The 16,066-nt window shown below is 49.2% G+C and carries 12 protein-coding genes; 8 read left to right on the top strand and 4 right to left on the bottom strand.

The features are described 5' to 3' along the window. Positions 1-142: 142 nt before the first annotated feature. The 8 genes from K0H60_RS14080 (at position 143) to K0H60_RS14045 (ending at position 11,070) form a co-directional block, all read left to right on the top strand. Entirely contained in the window at positions 143-1,966 is a 1,824-nt protein-coding gene (locus tag K0H60_RS14080; protein WP_220056117.1) for a DUF885 domain-containing protein, read from the top strand. 184 nt (positions 1,967-2,150) lie between these two features. Beyond that, positions 2,151-5,396, top strand: a complete 3,246-nt coding sequence (locus K0H60_RS14075; protein WP_220056116.1) for a DEAD/DEAH box helicase — start codon at positions 2,151-2,153, stop codon at positions 5,394-5,396. Positions 5,397-5,485: 89 nt separating this feature from the next. After that, positions 5,486-6,244 carry a phosphatase gene (locus K0H60_RS14070; RefSeq protein ID WP_220056115.1) on the top strand — a complete coding sequence of 253 codons (759 nt, stop codon included), beginning with the start codon at positions 5,486-5,488 and terminating at the stop codon, positions 6,242-6,244. 37 nt (positions 6,245-6,281) lie between these two features. Beyond that, entirely contained in the window at positions 6,282-7,391 is a 1,110-nt protein-coding gene (locus tag K0H60_RS14065) for an SDR family oxidoreductase (RefSeq protein ID WP_220058174.1), read from the top strand. A 347-nt stretch (positions 7,392-7,738) separates the two neighbouring features. Next, positions 7,739-8,545 carry a 3'(2'),5'-bisphosphate nucleotidase CysQ gene (cysQ, locus tag K0H60_RS14060; protein ID WP_220056114.1) on the top strand — a complete coding sequence of 269 codons (807 nt, stop codon included), beginning with the start codon at positions 7,739-7,741 and terminating at the stop codon, positions 8,543-8,545. A 62-nt stretch (positions 8,546-8,607) separates the two neighbouring features. Next, a complete protein-coding gene (gene mak / locus K0H60_RS14055; RefSeq protein ID WP_011623368.1) occupies positions 8,608-9,528 on the top strand; it encodes a fructokinase in 921 nt (306 codons plus the stop codon). A gap of 143 nt (positions 9,529-9,671) precedes the next feature. Continuing rightward, the gene (locus tag K0H60_RS14050; RefSeq protein WP_220056113.1) at positions 9,672-10,370 is read left to right on the top strand and encodes a YdcF family protein; all 699 of its coding nucleotides are present in this window, start codon (positions 9,672-9,674) and stop codon (positions 10,368-10,370) included. Positions 10,371-10,374: 4 nt separating this feature from the next. Continuing rightward, positions 10,375-11,070, top strand: coding sequence for a DUF2982 domain-containing protein (locus tag K0H60_RS14045; RefSeq protein ID WP_220056112.1), 696 nt, complete (start codon positions 10,375-10,377; stop codon positions 11,068-11,070). Between the two features lie 93 nt (positions 11,071-11,163). Here the strand turns inward: K0H60_RS14045 and K0H60_RS14040 are convergent, their stop codons facing one another. The 4 genes from K0H60_RS14040 to napF all read right to left on the bottom strand — a co-directional run bounded on the left by K0H60_RS14040 (position 11,164) and on the right by napF (position 16,031). Next, complete coding sequence (locus K0H60_RS14040; protein WP_220056111.1) at positions 11,164-13,452, bottom strand: OmcA/MtrC family decaheme c-type cytochrome; 2,289 nt, start codon at positions 13,450-13,452, stop codon at positions 11,164-11,166. A gap of 423 nt (positions 13,453-13,875) precedes the next feature. Next, positions 13,876-14,853: a LysR family transcriptional regulator gene (locus K0H60_RS14035; protein WP_220053473.1), complete on the bottom strand. Its 978-nt coding sequence runs from the start codon at positions 14,851-14,853 to the stop codon at positions 13,876-13,878. Between the two features lie 155 nt (positions 14,854-15,008). After that, complete coding sequence (locus K0H60_RS14030; protein WP_220056110.1) at positions 15,009-15,452, bottom strand: bactofilin family protein; 444 nt, start codon at positions 15,450-15,452, stop codon at positions 15,009-15,011. A 93-nt stretch (positions 15,453-15,545) separates the two neighbouring features. Next, positions 15,546-16,031, bottom strand: coding sequence for a ferredoxin-type protein NapF (napF, locus tag K0H60_RS14025; RefSeq protein ID WP_220056109.1), 486 nt, complete (start codon positions 16,029-16,031; stop codon positions 15,546-15,548). Positions 16,032-16,066: the final 35 nt, after the last annotated feature.

The following is a 16,066-nucleotide window of genomic DNA, read 5'->3' as shown; positions in this document are numbered from 1 at the left end:
GCCGGGCTGAGGCGCTATGCTGGCAAACACCAATTGCAATGATTCGTTACGTTATAAAATTGTTGCTTAACTGTGATGGTGATATTCTCGCTGCCAAATTATCTTGGGCGCATGGTCCCGACAATGACAAGGAGCGTGAATATTGAAAACGGTATTAAAACGAATTGGACTGAGCACTCTCGCCTTAGTGCTGTTGCTCGGGGCGCTCGCCGCCCATGAATGGTTTGCGAAAAAGCCTTTTTTCTTCCGTGCATTTTTAGATAGAAGCATGGTCAAAATGGCATTCGAAAGCCCCGAGACTTTAACCTCCTTGGGATTTTTAGAATCCGTTGGTATCACTGGCCACAATGCCTTGCTCGACGATGATAGCCCTGCGGCCATGGATAAAACCTTTACCCAAGTCCGTGCCCTAAGGGATACCTTACTCAGCTACCAAGATACCGATCTGGATGATAATCAGCGCATTTCCAAGGACATCGCACTGTATTTGGCAGATTTTGCCTTGGCATCTGAACCCTATCGTTACCACAATTATCCTGTCAATCAGCTGTTTGGTGTGCAAAATGGTTATCCAAGCTTTATGCAGGCGCAGCACCAAGTGCACTCGGTTGAAGATGCCGAAAACTACCTATCACGCTTAATTGCGGTGAAGACCAAATTTGGCCAAACCTTGGAAGGATTAAAGCTTCGAGAAGCTAAGGGCATTATTCCGCCTAAGTTTGTGATTGAGCGGGTGCTAACCGAGATGAATGACTTCATCAATGCACCCGTCGAAGACAATATTCTCTACAGCTCCTTTAAGACTAAGCTTGCCGACACGCAAATCAGTGCCGATGAGCAGGCGCGTTTGCTTGCTCAGGCAAAAGCCAATATCGAGTCCGACGTTAAACCGGCATATCGACTCTTTATCGATTATTTCACGGCATTACAGACTAAAGCAGGCTCGGACGATGGTTATTGGGCCTTGCCGAATGGCGATGTGGCCTACGAGCAGTTGCTGAAGTTTTTTACCACCACAAATTACAGCGCCGATGAAATCCATGCCAAGGGATTAGCCGAAGTGAGCCGTATTCAGGACGAAATCATGACGATTTTGGCCGCGCAGGGATACGACACCAGCCAAGGATTCTCGGTGGCAATCGAAGCGCTGGCCGCCGATCCTAAGTTCTATTATGAAGACTCAGATGCGGGCCGGGCGCAGATCTTAGTGGATTACCAAAAAATCCTCGATGAAGTGAATGCGGGCTTAGACAATGCCTTCCGTATTCGTCCGAAAGCGGGGATGGAAGTGGTGCGCATTCCTGAATTTAAAGAGAAAACTGCACCGGGCGCTTATTACCAGCAACCAGCGATTGATGGTAGTCGTCCGGGGCGTTTCTACGCTAACCTGTTCGACATCAAAGCGACGCCTAAATACGGCATGCGTACCTTGGCTTACCATGAGGGGATCCCTGGGCATCACTTCCAAATCGCGGTGGCGATGGAGCTTGAAGGGCAACCGTTGATCCGTAAGATGGCGCCTTTTACGGCCTATATCGAAGGTTGGGCGCTCTATTCTGAGCGTTTAGCCTGGGAACTCGGTTTTCAACAAGATCCCTTCGACAATATTGGTCGCTTACAGGCGGAGCTGTTTAGGGCCGTGCGTCTGGTTGTCGATACGGGTATCCACCATAGTCGTTGGACGCGCGAGCAAGCCATTGACTATATGAAACAAAACACCGGTATGTCCGATCGCGACGTGACCGCCGAAATTGAGCGTTATATCGTTATGCCCGGCCAAGCGACGGCCTATAAGGTGGGCATGATGAAAATTCTCGAACTGCGGGAAAAAGCCAAACAAGCCTTAGGTGATAAATTCGATTTACGGGATTTTCACGATGCGGTGCTAAAAAATGGTGCGGTTCCCTTAGATATTCTAGAAAAATTAGTTGACCGTTATATCGCCGAAAAGCGCAGCCAAGCCTAAGCTTGCGTGAGCTAACGACCCGCAGGCGAGCCCTGCGGGTATGTTATCCGGCTCTCGTATGTGAGTCCTATTCTGGCTTTCCCCATTCGGTTTCAATACAATTCTCCCTTACACGTTGATAAATGCCTTAGACAATCATGGGTTATTGTCCGTCGAGGTATTTTTGAGTTTCAAGGTTTTGCAGATGAATCGCTTGTCCCCCCAAGAGCCAATCCAATTGACTCAAACGGCTATTGAGTCCTTATTCACGCCGCCGACACTGATGCGCGCCCGTGATTATGTGATGCAGGGGAGGGTGTTAAGCGCGAAAGCCAATGCCGATTTTCGCCATATCGAAGGCACAGTCACTGGCACGGAAACCACGCCCTATCGTCAGGATATTCGTCTAGTCAGTGTCAATCATAAACTCGTGATGAATGGCTTTTGCTCCTGCCCTGCCAGCGGCAATTGTAAGCACATGGCCGCGGTGCTCTATAGTCTGCTTACGGATAAAACCGTTGAAGATCAACGTATCGCCCAGTGGTTGCACCTACTCGATGAAGCCGATGATCCCAATGTGAATGATGTCGAATCCCTCTACGATGACAGGGTGTTGTATATCCTTTCAAAGGACGATAACGGGGTGTTTATTGAGCTGAGACGCGGCAAGCTTGGCAAGAAGGGCGGTTACAACAAGGGCACTAAGATTGCGCTCTCGGACGTGCAGTATTATATGCCCGCTTGGATTGGCGCCGAGGATGTGCTGATCTTAAATCTTATTATGTCGACCAGACGCCACGGCGCATCGCGCCTGTATCTTAAGGCGCAATTAGGGGCGGTAGCCATTGAGAAAATGCTCGCTACCGAACGCTGCTTCTGGGAGGAGAGCCGCCTCGCATTAACCGCGGGCGAGGCCATTACACCGCAATTTCTCTGGCAGGATATCGACAGCGAACACAAGCAAATGCGCCTAGTCTTGCCCGAGCGGGATAACTGGGAACTAGTGCCGACAGAGCCGCCTTACTATATCGAGCTGGATTATTTTCACATCGGCCTTATCGATACCGATATCAGCGTCGATAAGCTGCGGCTACTCAGCCAAATGCCGCCGGTGCCGAGCACCCAGGTTGAACTGGTGAGCCATAGACTGATCAAGCATTTTTCGGCGCGCACTGTGCCGCCGCCAAGTGCCATCGATTTTGTCGAGCTGAGAGATAAGTTGCAGCTTCGTTTGACGCTTAAGGTTGTCCCCGCAGGCACAATGCCTAGCAGCAATCAGTCGTCTGTGCTGGATACTCGCATCGCCCAGCCATATCTCGCGCTGGAGTTTGTCTACGGGGATCTCGCCTTAAGTGGCAATGCCGCCAAAGAAGCATTAACTCTGGTGACTCAGGGCGGAACCACCTATCAAATTAACCGTGCGCTTGAAGAAGAGCAGCAAGCCGTGTCAAAGTTGCAAACCCTTGGCTTTAGCCGCTTTAGCTTGGAGGGCGCAGCAAATGGGGCTTCCCTCTGGAGCTTAGGCAACTTGCCCGATGCGATTCGGGAATGGCTAGCGTTTATCGATGAAGAAGTCCCAAAATTACAAACTCAAGGTATAGAGGTGCGATTTGCCCCAGAGTTTAGCCTTAAGGTGGTCGATACGCCGTTAACGGTTGAGCTGGATGACAGTCAAGAGGGCTGGTTCTCTCTGTCGTTACATGCCGATATCAATGGCCAACGCTTACCTATGTTGCCGCTGGTGGCCACTTGGTTAAAACAACATGGTGAGCCGGCTGATGATGCCGAGTTATTGCTACCCAGCCCCTCTGGCGAATGGCTTAAAATTAAGGCCAGTGTTATCAAGCCTTTAATGAGCATTATTCAAGAGTTGTTTGAGCAGCATCGCGGCCAGAGTATCGCCTTACCTAAGTACCGTGCGCATTTACTCAATGAGTTAGCCGAAAGCGAGATTAGCCTGCTCAATGGTGAAAGGGTGCGTCAGCTCGCGACAAAGTTAGCCGAATTTAATGGTGTGGTTGCGGTCAGCGCGCCGACAGGACTGAATGCGCAGCTGCGCGCTTATCAGCAGCAGGGCTTAAATTGGCTTTGTTTTTTAAAGGAATATCAACTCGGCGGCATCTTAGCCGACGATATGGGGCTTGGGAAAACCATTCAAACCTTGGCATTTCTGTTAAAGCAGCAGGAGGCAAAATCCGTTGGGCAGCCAAGACTGCCGAGCCTGATTATTTGCCCAACCAGTTTAGTGGGAAACTGGGCGAAGGAGGCGGCCAAGTTTGCGCCGTCATTAACCTTGGCGGTGATCCATGGCGCGCAGCGTGGGCCGCTGCTATCGCGATTAAGCGAGTTTGATGTCGTTGTCACAACCTATCCCCTTATGGTGCGGGATTACGATTATTATCAGGCTCAAGCATTTGAGCATATTGTGCTCGATGAGGCGCAGCAGATTAAAAACGCCCAAGCCAAAGTGAGCCAGCAAATTAAGGCGTTGCAAGCGCCCTTTAGACTCTGCCTTACCGGTACCCCCCTTGAGAATCATTTAGGTGAACTCAAGTCATTGATGGATTTTTGTTTACCGGGACTCTTGGGAACAACGGCCTATTTCAATAAGGCGTTTCGCTATCGGATTGAGCGTTATGGCGATGGCGAGCAGGCTAAGGTGTTGAGTCAACGCATCGCCCCCTTTGTGTTAAGGCGCACCAAGGCCGAGGTGGTGACTGAGCTGCCGCCTAAAACCGAGATCTACCAAACCCTAGAGCTTGAGAAAGATCAGCGTAATCTATACGAAAGTATTCGCCTGAGTATGGAGAAAAAAATTCGAGAATTATTTGCAACCCAAGGCGTGGCGGGCAGCCATATCGAGTTTTTAGATGCTTTGCTCAAATTGCGCCAAGCCTGCTGCGATCCGCGATTAGTCAAACTCGAGCAGGCGCAAAAGGTTAAAAATAATGCCAAGCTAAACTGGCTGAGCCAAAACCTGCCGGAAATGGTGCAGGAAGGTCGCAAGATTTTAATCTTCAGCCAATTTACCAGTATGTTGCTGTTAATTGAGGAATTGCTGCAATCCCTTGACATCGACTACAGCAAACTGACGGGGCAAACTCGGCTGCGTCAGGGGCAAATTGATAAGTTCCAAGAAGGCGATACGCCGGTATTTTTAATCAGCTTAAAGGCTGGTGGCACTGGGCTTAATCTCACTGCGGCGGATACGGTTATCCATTACGATCCTTGGTGGAATCCGGCGGCAGAAAAGCAAGCGACGGACAGGGCACACCGCATTGGCCAAGAAAACCCAGTGTTCGTCTACAAGCTGATTGCCGAAGGCACGGTCGAAGAGAAAATCCAAGAAATGCAGCAGCATAAGCAAGGTTTAGCGGATAGTATTCTCGAAGGAAAAGGCAAAGGTGCGTGGCACGGCAGTGCAGATGAATTGCTCTCGCTATTCCACTAACAGAGCTTAAGAAACGTTAACCGACTAATGGTTAACGCCATACAGAACACAATAGTCAGAACACAAGAGTGACAAGACAGAGGTGACCCATGCAGTACCCAGTCGATACCCATACCCATACCGTGGCATCTACCCATGCCTATAGCACTATCCACGATTATTTGGCGGTGGCGAAGCAAAAGGGGATCCGTCTGTTTGCCACAACCGACCATGGCCCGGCGATGGCGGATGCACCGCATTTTTGGCATTTTGTGAATTTACGCGTGCTCCCGCGTATGGTTGATGGCGTGGGGATTTTACGCGGCATCGAGGCCAATATTAAAAACCGCGAAGGTGAAATCGATTACTTTGGCGATTATCTGTCTCAGCTCGATATCGTGTTGGCAGGGTTCCATGAGCCAGTATTTCCGCCCTCGGATAAGGCCACCCATACAGAGGCGATGATTAATGCCATTAAAAGTGGCAAGGTCGATATTATTACCCATCCGGGTAATCCTGCTTATCCCATTGATATTGAAGCTGTCGTCACCGCTGCCGCCGAATATGGGGTGGCGCTTGAAATCAATAATTCCTCCTTTGAAGTTTCTCGCAAGGGCAGCGAAGCTAACTGCACCGCGATTGCCAAAGCGGCAAAAGAATTGGGGGCCACCTTAGTGATGGGCTCGGATTCCCATGTGGCTTTTAGTCTTGGCGGTTTTGACCGTGCCTTAAGTATTATAGAAGCGGTTGATTATCCAAAGGATAAGCTGCTTAATCGCTCACCGATGGCACTGCTTAACTTCTTAGCTCAGCGGGGGCATCAAAGCGTTGCCGATTTAATGCCGCTATTTAGCGACGATATCGCTTGAGGCGCCGACGTTAAGAATGCGAAAGGATAACAAGGCGATGTATGCGCCTAATGGCGAGCCAGAATCGACAGTAACAGTATTGTTGACTGGCGCAGATAGCCAACTGTCGAAAGCACTATTACGAGTGCTTGCCAAGGCTGCTTGTCGATTCGATGGCCGCACCTTTCGAGTGCACGCGCTTAGCCATGCCCAGTTAGATATTGGTGATAAAAAGAGCGTTGCCGCTGCCTTTGCCCGCTTTAAACCTGACTGGGTGATTAACTGCGCCGCCTACAATGCGGTCGATAGGGCAGAAACGGCGGCCGATGAGGCTTATCGTGTCAATAGCCTTGGGCCTGAGTTATTGGCAAGCGAATGTGTGCTCACGGGCGCGCGTTTGGTGCATATCTCCAGTGATTATGTATTTAGCGGCGAGCCAACGGTGGCTTATGAACTGGCGTTAAATCAGAACGGCTTAACCAATAGCGGGTTAACCCATAGTGGTTTAACTGAAAGCGGCTTAACTGAAAGTGGCTTAACTGGACGCGGGTTAACCGAAAGCGCCACGCCTGCGCCCTTATCTGTCTATGGCCAGAGTAAACTTGCGGGTGAGCAAGCGGTGCTGCGTATCTTGGCTGAGCACGCAATAGTTATCCGCACCGCATGGCTGTACGGTGTTGATGGGCATAATTTTGTGAAAACCATGCTGAGGTTGATGGCCTCTATGTCCGATGGTCAGCCGCTCTCAGTGATAAACGATCAAATAGGTTCACCGACATGGGCAGATGCGCTTGCGCATCTTATTTGGCAGTTAATAGCGAGTCCGTTAAACGTCGGTTGCGGATCTAGACTATTCCATTATGCCGGGCAGGGACAATGCAGTTGGTATGATTTTGCCCTCGAAATCCAGCGCCAAGCCTTGGCACTGAAGTTATTAGATAAAGCGGTGCCGATTAGCGCCATAGATAGCCTAAGTTATGCGGCAAAAGCGCTTGAGAAAGGCAATAAACTGGCTCCCAGACCCAGTTACAGCGCGTTAAATAGTGATAAAGTTCGCCAGCGCTTAACTGGGCAAAATTCGGCATTAACCCATTGCCCCGAGCTGTGGCGTGACTGGCGATGGCAGCTTAAGGCCATGCTTGAAGATTATGCCGCAAAAGGCCTTTAGCCATTATCTCTAACCATAAGTGGTTGTGAATGACGTTCAGATCTTTTGAATACAAGATAAGTTGTATGTCAGAAGCGCTCCACCCAAGCTACTGATTTATTTCTCCAACCTGTTTTATTTTCAAGGCTGTGAATACGAATGCAGCCTAGACAATGACTCTTTTCAGCGTATCCTGCTTGGCTTAGACTCGACTTATTTAGCATTTATGCCCGTGGCCTAAGCCTTGCGCCTGACTGAATTCGTCAGTGCCTTAGTCGATTTTGCTCGATGAATGATGAATTCGTTCTTAATTATCAATTGCTGCCGATGGCATAATGCCAAAAAGCAAATCGAATATAGGTGGCTAAGTGACAGATAATACAGCGATGGCAGCGCATTTTTCGAAGGCCGATTTACTACGGGTGGTAAAGATTGCCCATGCGGCAGGCGACGCCATCATGGCGATTTATGCTCAAGAGGATTTTGCCGTTACGCAAAAGCGTGATGAGAGCCCAGTTACTGCGGCCGATTTGGCGGCTCACAAAGTTATCTTAGCCCTGCTTACCGAGCAATTTGCGGGTATTCCCGTGATGTCGGAAGAAGCGGCGGATATTGCCTGGGATGAACGTCGGCACTGGCAGACCTATTGGCTGATTGACCCTTTGGATGGCACTAAGGAATTTATTAAGCGAAATGGTGAGTTTACCGTCAATATTGCGCTTATCCATCAAGGAGTTGCTATTGCTGGTGTGGTTTATGCGCCTGTGCTCAATACCGTTTATTTTGGCGCCAAACACTTAGGCGCTTGGCGACAAGATGGGCAACAAGAGCTAGTGCTACAGGGCTGTAATATGCCAAGACAAGTACCGATTGTGGTGGGCAGTCGTTCGCATTTAAGCCCTGATGTGGCGGAATATTTAAAGGATTTCGGTCAACACGAGATGTTAAGCGTAGGAAGCTCGCTGAAGTTTTGTATGTTGGCAGAGGGCAAGGCCGATCTCTACCCAAGATTGGGGCCTACGAGCGAATGGGACACGGCAGCCGCGCAGGCCGTACTGGAAAGCGCAGGCGGCAAAGTGGTGTGTTATGACTCAGGTTTACCCTTAACCTACAATCAAAAACCTGACATATTAAACCCTTATTTTATTGCCACGGCGCCAGGCTGGGCAGAATAACGAACAATGCCAAGGGCGTCAGTACTGATGCCTTGGTCGAATAACAGTGGAGTAAGTCATTCATGATACGCATGGGCATCGATTTAGGTGGCACAAAAATAGAACTCGTCGCCTTAAGTGAGGAAGGTAATGAACTTTTTCGTAAGCGTATCAATACCCCTCGGGATTATCAGGGCACACTGAATGCCATCGTCGATTTAGTGAATGAGGCCGAAGCGACCTTAGGTGAAAAGGGCACTGTTGGCGTGGGTATCCCGGGAGTCATCTCTCCCTATTCAGGATTAGTCAAAAATGCCAACTCGACTTGGATCAACGGTCATCCCCTCGATGTGAATTTGGGGGAGCTGCTTGGCCGTGAAGTGCGAGTCGCTAACGATGCCAACTGTTTTGCGGTATCCGAAGCCGTGGATGGCGCTGCTGCGGGTAAATCTGTGGTGTTTGGGGTGATCATTGGCACGGGCTGCGGCGCGGGTGTGGCCATTAACGGCAAAGTACACGCGGGTGGTAACGGTATTGGCGGCGAGTGGGGCCATAACCCGCTGCCTTGGATGACCAAGGAGGAGTTTAATACTACCCGTTGTTTCTGCGGTAATCCCGATTGTATCGAAACCTTTATTTCTGGCACCGGCTTTGTTCGCGATTACAACGAGGCTCTCAGCCGTGCGGTGAATGTCCAAGCTGCGCCCGCCAAATCTGGCACTGAGATCATGGCCTTAGTCGATGCGGGTGATGAAATGGCCATCGCGGCCTTTGACCGTTACATGGACAGACTCGCGCGCTCACTCGCCCATGTGATTAATATGCTCGACCCGGATGCGATTGTCCTCGGCGGTGGCATGTCTAATATTGAGGCGATTTATCCAAGATTACCTGCATTATTAACTCGTTATGTTGTGGGAAGAGAGTGTCGAACGCCTGTCGTACAGAACCTTTATGGCTGCTCTTCGGGTGTGCGCGGCGCCGCTTGGTTATGGGAAAAATAACCCAGTAACGTTAGGTTTTCCCTCGTGACAACGCATCGCCTTGGCGATGCGTTTTGCTTTCTTTTGATGTTATGATTGCGCTCCTTTGAACCATTGGGCACTAACGCATGTTTTGGGTTAAGAAAGTTGTCTCTCAGGCAATCATGCCAATTCCATTTATCCTGTTGTTATTACTGCTGTCTTTGTTGATTTGGCGCAAACCTAGGTTAGCAAAATGGGCGATTGGCGGTGCGTTTTCGCTGCTCTTAGTGCTCAGCAGTCAATTGAGTGTCGACTATCTCGTTAAACCGCTCGAGGCTAAATATCCCATTAACTCCACTCCTATTGCGGGTACCTGTGTGGTGATGGTGCTGGGCTCTGCTCACTCCGATATCCAAGGTGCAACAGCGGTGCAATCCTTGTCTGCGGTTGCCTTAGCGCGGCTAACGGAAGGACTGAGGCAACTCCAATTAGGGCAAGACTGCACCCTAGTGGTCAGTGGTTGGGAGGGCGAGCTAACACAGCGCCCCCATGCCGAAGTGATGGCCAAGGCGGCGGTTGAACTCGGCGTTGATGCGACTCGTATCGTTCAATTACCCCTCCCGCGCGACACGATTGAAGAGGCGCACTATTTTAAAGAACACTTTGGTGATCAAGCCGTGCGATTAGTTACCTCGGCTTCCCATATGCCAAGGTCGATGGCGATCTTTAGTGGTCAAGGATTAACGGCGAGCGCCGCGCCGACGGATTTTAGGGCAAGAGACGGTTTCTACTGGCGCTTGACTGCGGATAACTTACTCGCCTCGCAACGGGCGATACATGAATACATAGGCCGTTTGTGGCTCTGGATAAAACAGGGATAAAAATATGACGCAAGAGTCCGATGTTGTCTCGGTTCGCCCGCTATCAAAACGTAATGGTTTAACCTTAACGATAGTGGGTGCTAGCGCCTTTGTCTTAGGTTTTGGGTTATTTGTGCTATTTCCTGAGCTATTTGCCGTGGGCTTATTGTTTTTCAGCCTAGGTGCGATTGCGTTGATATTGGGCTTGGCAAAGGTGTATGAACCTGAGACCACCTTGAGCATGGATGAGCAGGGGCTGACCTATTTTCATCGCCGCGGCAAAGTGGCGGTAAGCTGGAGCAATATTCAACGGGTAGATATTCCACGAGTTACTCAGGGTGTTGATACCATTGAGCTTTCCTATATAGGCATTAAGCTCAAACAGTTGAATCCTATCCTCGATAACATTTCATTGCGTCTTGCGGCGGGATTATTGACTGAGCAGCGGCCATTACTGGTGACAGCAGCCTCACAGCAGGAAGATTTGGCAACCTTAGAAACCTACCTTGGCGCCGAGTTTAGTCCTTTAGTGGTCGATGGCGATCGCTACCGTGGGGTATTAGCGATGTTTGGTCATCGCTGCGTGATGCTCAATACTCACCTTGGTTATCATCTTTATATTCCCCACGACAGTTTAGACCGTGACCCGAGAGAATTTATTAAGCTGTTAAAGCAACGCATCGTACAAAGTGCGACTCAAGTTGATACGACAACGAATTAATCGCTACTCATAAAAAAGGGGCTCCGAAGGAGCCCCAATGAGTTGCAGAGAGGAGACTCGGGTTGTGCAGGGGGCAACCCGAAGGTACTAGTACTAGTGTGCTACCTCTGCGTGTACCTTATCTATGCCATAGGTTTTACCTTCAGCATGGCAGGTCGCGCATGATTCTACTGGTAGGTTAGGATCGGTCACAGCATCCGCTTCGACAATCGCACCGTTACTTCTAAAGTGAGCTACGGCTGCTGCATCTGAGTGAGCGTGACAGGTGCGGCATGATTCAGCAACAGGGCTAATGTAGTTGCTGCCCACTTTGATAGCACGTTTGCCAGAAGTTAAACCACCGTCAGCTGCGAACAGGGTTGCACCATCTTTGTGACAGGCTGAACATGCGGTTTCTGGTGATGGATAACCTTCTAATTCGCCTGCTGCATTGCGGAAGATGCCTTCGACAACTCCGAAGTTACCACTGTGGAAACGGTGAGCAACGGTGAATAGGTCTTTGTTGTTAAAGGTGACGTCTGGATTCACAACTAACTTGCCATCTTCGCCTTTGTAACCTGTCGCACCATGGCCAGAAGCGCCAGTGGTATCGTTGTGACAGTTCATACATTGATCGAAGGTGTAAACCCCGTGTCTGTAGCCTTTTGCATAGTCTAAGCTACCATGGCATGCGTTACATTTCGCTTCTTCAACTGTGATACGAGCTGGGTCGTTCATACGGGCTACCGCAGGTGTACCGCCGCTTAAGTTAAAGAATTTCACTGCAGAAGTGTTACCTACTGGGCTAGTTGGACCATATTCAAGTCCTTCAGTATTACAGCTAACCACTTTACCCGCTTTGGCACAGAAGTTGGCTTCAGAACCGACGTAGATAGTGCCAGTTGCTTGTGCATCAGGGATGTCTTTCACGAAGGTTAATACGCCACCTGACAGGGTACCGTTTTCCAGTTTCAGGCTAACGGCAGTAGGTTTAACGTCACGCCATGAGTATACAGTGCCATCGGTGGCCACATTACCCAGTAGCAAACCGTTCGCAGCAAGTATCGCTGTTGGGTTGCTGGTGGCATTGTAGGTTTTCAGGCTAGTGCCATCGGCAATGGCAGCGCCATTGAGTGTGACGTTAGCTTTTAGCGTTAGACTTTGCATGCCCGCGACTGCTGAAGTGCCTAGTGTTGCGCTGGTAAAGTCGACAGTCATTAATGACGCGTATTCAGCACGTTTACCGACACTGTGGACTGCTTCTGGCGTTAAGCTACCGCTACCGTGACAGGATTTACATTGAGTGTCATCGGCTTGAGCTAAACCAAACTCAGAGTGGTTTTCACCGGTTGCGAAGTTAACATTGATATGACAACCCACGCAGGCCTGAGCGTAGATATTGGTGTTATAGCTTGGTTCACCATCGTGACAAGACTTACATTCTTTCAAGTCTGATGGGAAACCAATTTCACCGAAGTATTCTTTGGCTTCGCCAGACAGATAGTCCGCATTATGTTCGCCCGCATGGATACGGTGGATCATAGGTGCAAAGTCGAATACCCAACCTTCAGCAAGTTGTGCATCACTTGGCACTTGGTCTGGGTTGTGGCAGGTTACGCAGTTTTTAACGTCTTGGTAGTTATGGTGGGCTTCAATCTTCGCGATATGGCCATCCACTTCACCGTGACAGTTTTTACAAGCCGCGCTCGATACTGTGTCTTTACCTGATGCTGCTAACTCATCGGTTGCTGGGATAAAGTCTACAGGTACTGAGAGCACCTTATCAGACAAGGCTACGCCCGCAGCGTTGACGATATTGTAAGCGCGTAAAAAGACTCTGTGTACTGCATTAGGATTGTCATTTGGATTGATGATTGGCGCCGCGCCATCATAGGTCCAAGTGGCAGTGTAAGTGCCTGGATTTGCAGTGTCTTCGGTTAATGTACACGCATTTTTAGTACCGTTAAGGCCATTGAGTGTACAAGTTAAAGATGTGCCCGCATTGTTTGCCATGGCATTGTTTTGCCATTCAATGGGAGCGCCCGTGCCCGAGGTGTTTTCATTCGCCGTTAACGAATAGAGGGCAATTTTGTCGAGTCCCATAAAGGGCACATCTTTGCCTGAGCTTTTTCCGGTTAAGCTGAACTTAACGCTAAAGCCTTCGCTACTGGTGACTTTAATGTCTGCTGGGCTGAGGGTGAATTTCAGATCAGTAATGGAGTCAGCGGTTTTAGCAAATGAGCCTGCAGGAAGTCCGGGTGTTCCTGGCGTGCCGGGGGTACCTGGTGTGCCAGGGGTTCCTGGTGCACCATCTTGCCCGTCTTTGCCGTCCCCGCAGGCGGTTAGACACAAGGCGCTGGTGAGCGCCAGTGCCAGTAGAGATTTATTGTAGTTTTTCATCATCGCGTCCCTTTTTCTTCTATAAGACTGCGTGTGCAGTGACTCTACTATAGGTCGATTCACCTACTTATAAAGTGGTATTTACAAGTTTGTATCTGATATGTGAACGATGATTTAACACATCAAAACGGCAATTCTAAAATCTGAAAATAAATATTTTAAAAGTTGAAATTTGCTGGCAAATGTATGAGATACCTCGCAGATTTTTTACTTTGGTTTTAGTGTTTTAAGTGGATTAATTTTCAATTAATTTTATCGGGTGATAGTGGTGAAGCTTATATGTCATTTGTTTTCTGGCCGTAAAAAGGCGTGAAAATGACTCTTGCGTTGAGTCAATCTTTATCCCTCTTTAGGTGGGATTTAACATTCTATAACAGATTTGCAACAAGGCGCGTAGCACCTAATGGCATGGCAATAATGGGGGATTTAGGCGTAAGTTTGGCTAAGCGCCGTCAGTAAAGAACTGACAACGAGTTCACATTGGGCAGGGCTGTAACGTCGGTGGCTGCGAGGCTTTTCAACTAAATAATATTGTGGCGGCATAATAGTATCGTGCAGGCGATGCAGTTCGGTGAGCGGTAGCGGTGCTAATTTGAGCCCCGGCATATGTTTGACCGTGTGCATATCGATACCTGAGCAGAAGGCCACACTCTGCATGGTCAGTAGATGAGCGTACCATTCTTCTCTATCGAGTACCTTTTCGAGCGAAGGCAATAAGATCCCTTGGCGCTGACAGAAGAGCTCGAGAGGATCGATTCTGCTGTTAAATCCTTTGAGTTCAATGCACAAGAAGGGATGGCGACATATCTGTTCTAGACTAATATGGGTTTGAACTTGCCATATGGGATGCTGCTTAGCGGCGACCACGTAAATCATCGAGATCCCACCCAAGCGACTGACGGTTAACTCTTTGCTCTCTGTATTCTCCAGTGAGATCCCGAAATCTAATTCTCCGGCGTGGATTAATTCGGCACTGTTTTCCTGCCATTTATGTAACCTGACTTGCCCTAACTCATCCACGGCTTCGGGGGAACTGAGCTGCGGCGCTAAAAAACTCAGCAACCCATTACTCACCGCTATTTGTAGCGGCCGCTCAACATGGCTGGTTGCATTTTGAATTTGTAGCGCAGATTGCTCTAAGTGATATACTGAATCGGTAAACTGGCAGATAGCAAAATAGAGGCTCTCGGCTAAAGGGGTGGGTTTGAGCCCCTGTTGACGGCGGTAAAATAGCTCATCGTTAAATGTTAATCGTAGGGCATTCAGGCAACGGCTAATCTTAGGAGCCGATACATTTAACGCTTTAGCCGCACTATTAGCATGGCCTGTATCAAAAATGCTTTTAAAGACGAGCAGGGTAAAGACGTCGAGTTCACAGATTTGTTTTAGTAAGGGATTGCTCATGGGGATTGCCTTGCCTGTGCGCCCGATATGCAGACATTATTGATAGGCAAGGTTAGCAGTTGCCATACGGCTTAACTGTGATCTAATCGTTAAATTAACAAATGCGTAACTAATGACATGAATGTAACAAGAGTAAAGGCAGCCAGCGTTGTTACTTAGTCTTGGCTCTCCTGCACAATAGATGCAGAGGTTGACAGTAATACATTTGCAGAGCCGGGCGAGGGGAGCGGATGGGCATGGATGGTTTGGTGATCTTCCTTAATCCTTAACCCAATAAACTGGCCACCTTCGTTGATCTGCATTGAGGTGCACGCCACATCGCCATCGACAATACCATGGCCTTGGATGACTAAGCGCTCGCAAATCAATCGACCTTTAAAGTAGCCATCAATAATCAGTTCACGGCATTTAACCTCGCTATGAAGCTTACCTGTCCGCTCTACAATCACATTGGCCTGTGACAGGATTTGTCCTTGCACTTCACCGCCAATCAACACATCACCGGTAAATTCCATATTGCCCGTAAGCTTAGTCCCTTCGGCGATAAAGCTTAGTGCAGGGGAGGCGCTTCGGGTAAAGGTGAATTTTTTGCCAAACATGCTGATGAGAAACCTAGATGATTAGAGGAGATAGTGACCGTGAAATACTAACCTAAATACGCTGTGAAGCCCAGTAACACTCACATTATTGGGTTATTCTACAGGCTTAACACTGATGGCTTGGCTCGGACAAGGGGCGACACAGGCACCGCAGCCAGTGCAGAGCTCGCTATCAATCTTTGGCATCGGCGCGTTACCCACGCTTAAGGTAAAGCTAATGGCGCGAGGCTCACAGGCATCCTTACAGCTTTGGCACCAAATGCCTTGATATGTTAAGCAGTTATCTTGAATAACTGCCTTGTGTTGCCAAGGAGTTTGGGTCAAATCAAACAGCTTTTCTTCCGGGCAGACGCTCGCACATTGGCGACAAAAAGTGCACTCATTGTCCTTAAAGGAGACTTCGGGAAAGCCGCCATCTCCCTTGTAAATAATCTTAGTTTCGCAGGCTGTGATACAGGCCGAGCATCGGGTACAGACGTCAGTAAACTCAATGCCTTCGCGCACCCAAGGCGGTCTAATGGCCGAGGATTTACGGCGGCTAAAGAGATTGCGGCGGCTGTGATTGATGCTTTCTGTCATAGGTCTTACGGAGTTTAGTTGTGATTAAGGGATAA

It is taken from the genome of Shewanella mangrovisoli (genome assembly GCF_019457635.1).
In the GTDB taxonomy this organism is placed as follows: Bacteria; Pseudomonadota; Gammaproteobacteria; order Enterobacterales; family Shewanellaceae; genus Shewanella; species Shewanella mangrovisoli.
This window is presented reverse-complemented; position numbering and strand designations above follow the sequence as displayed.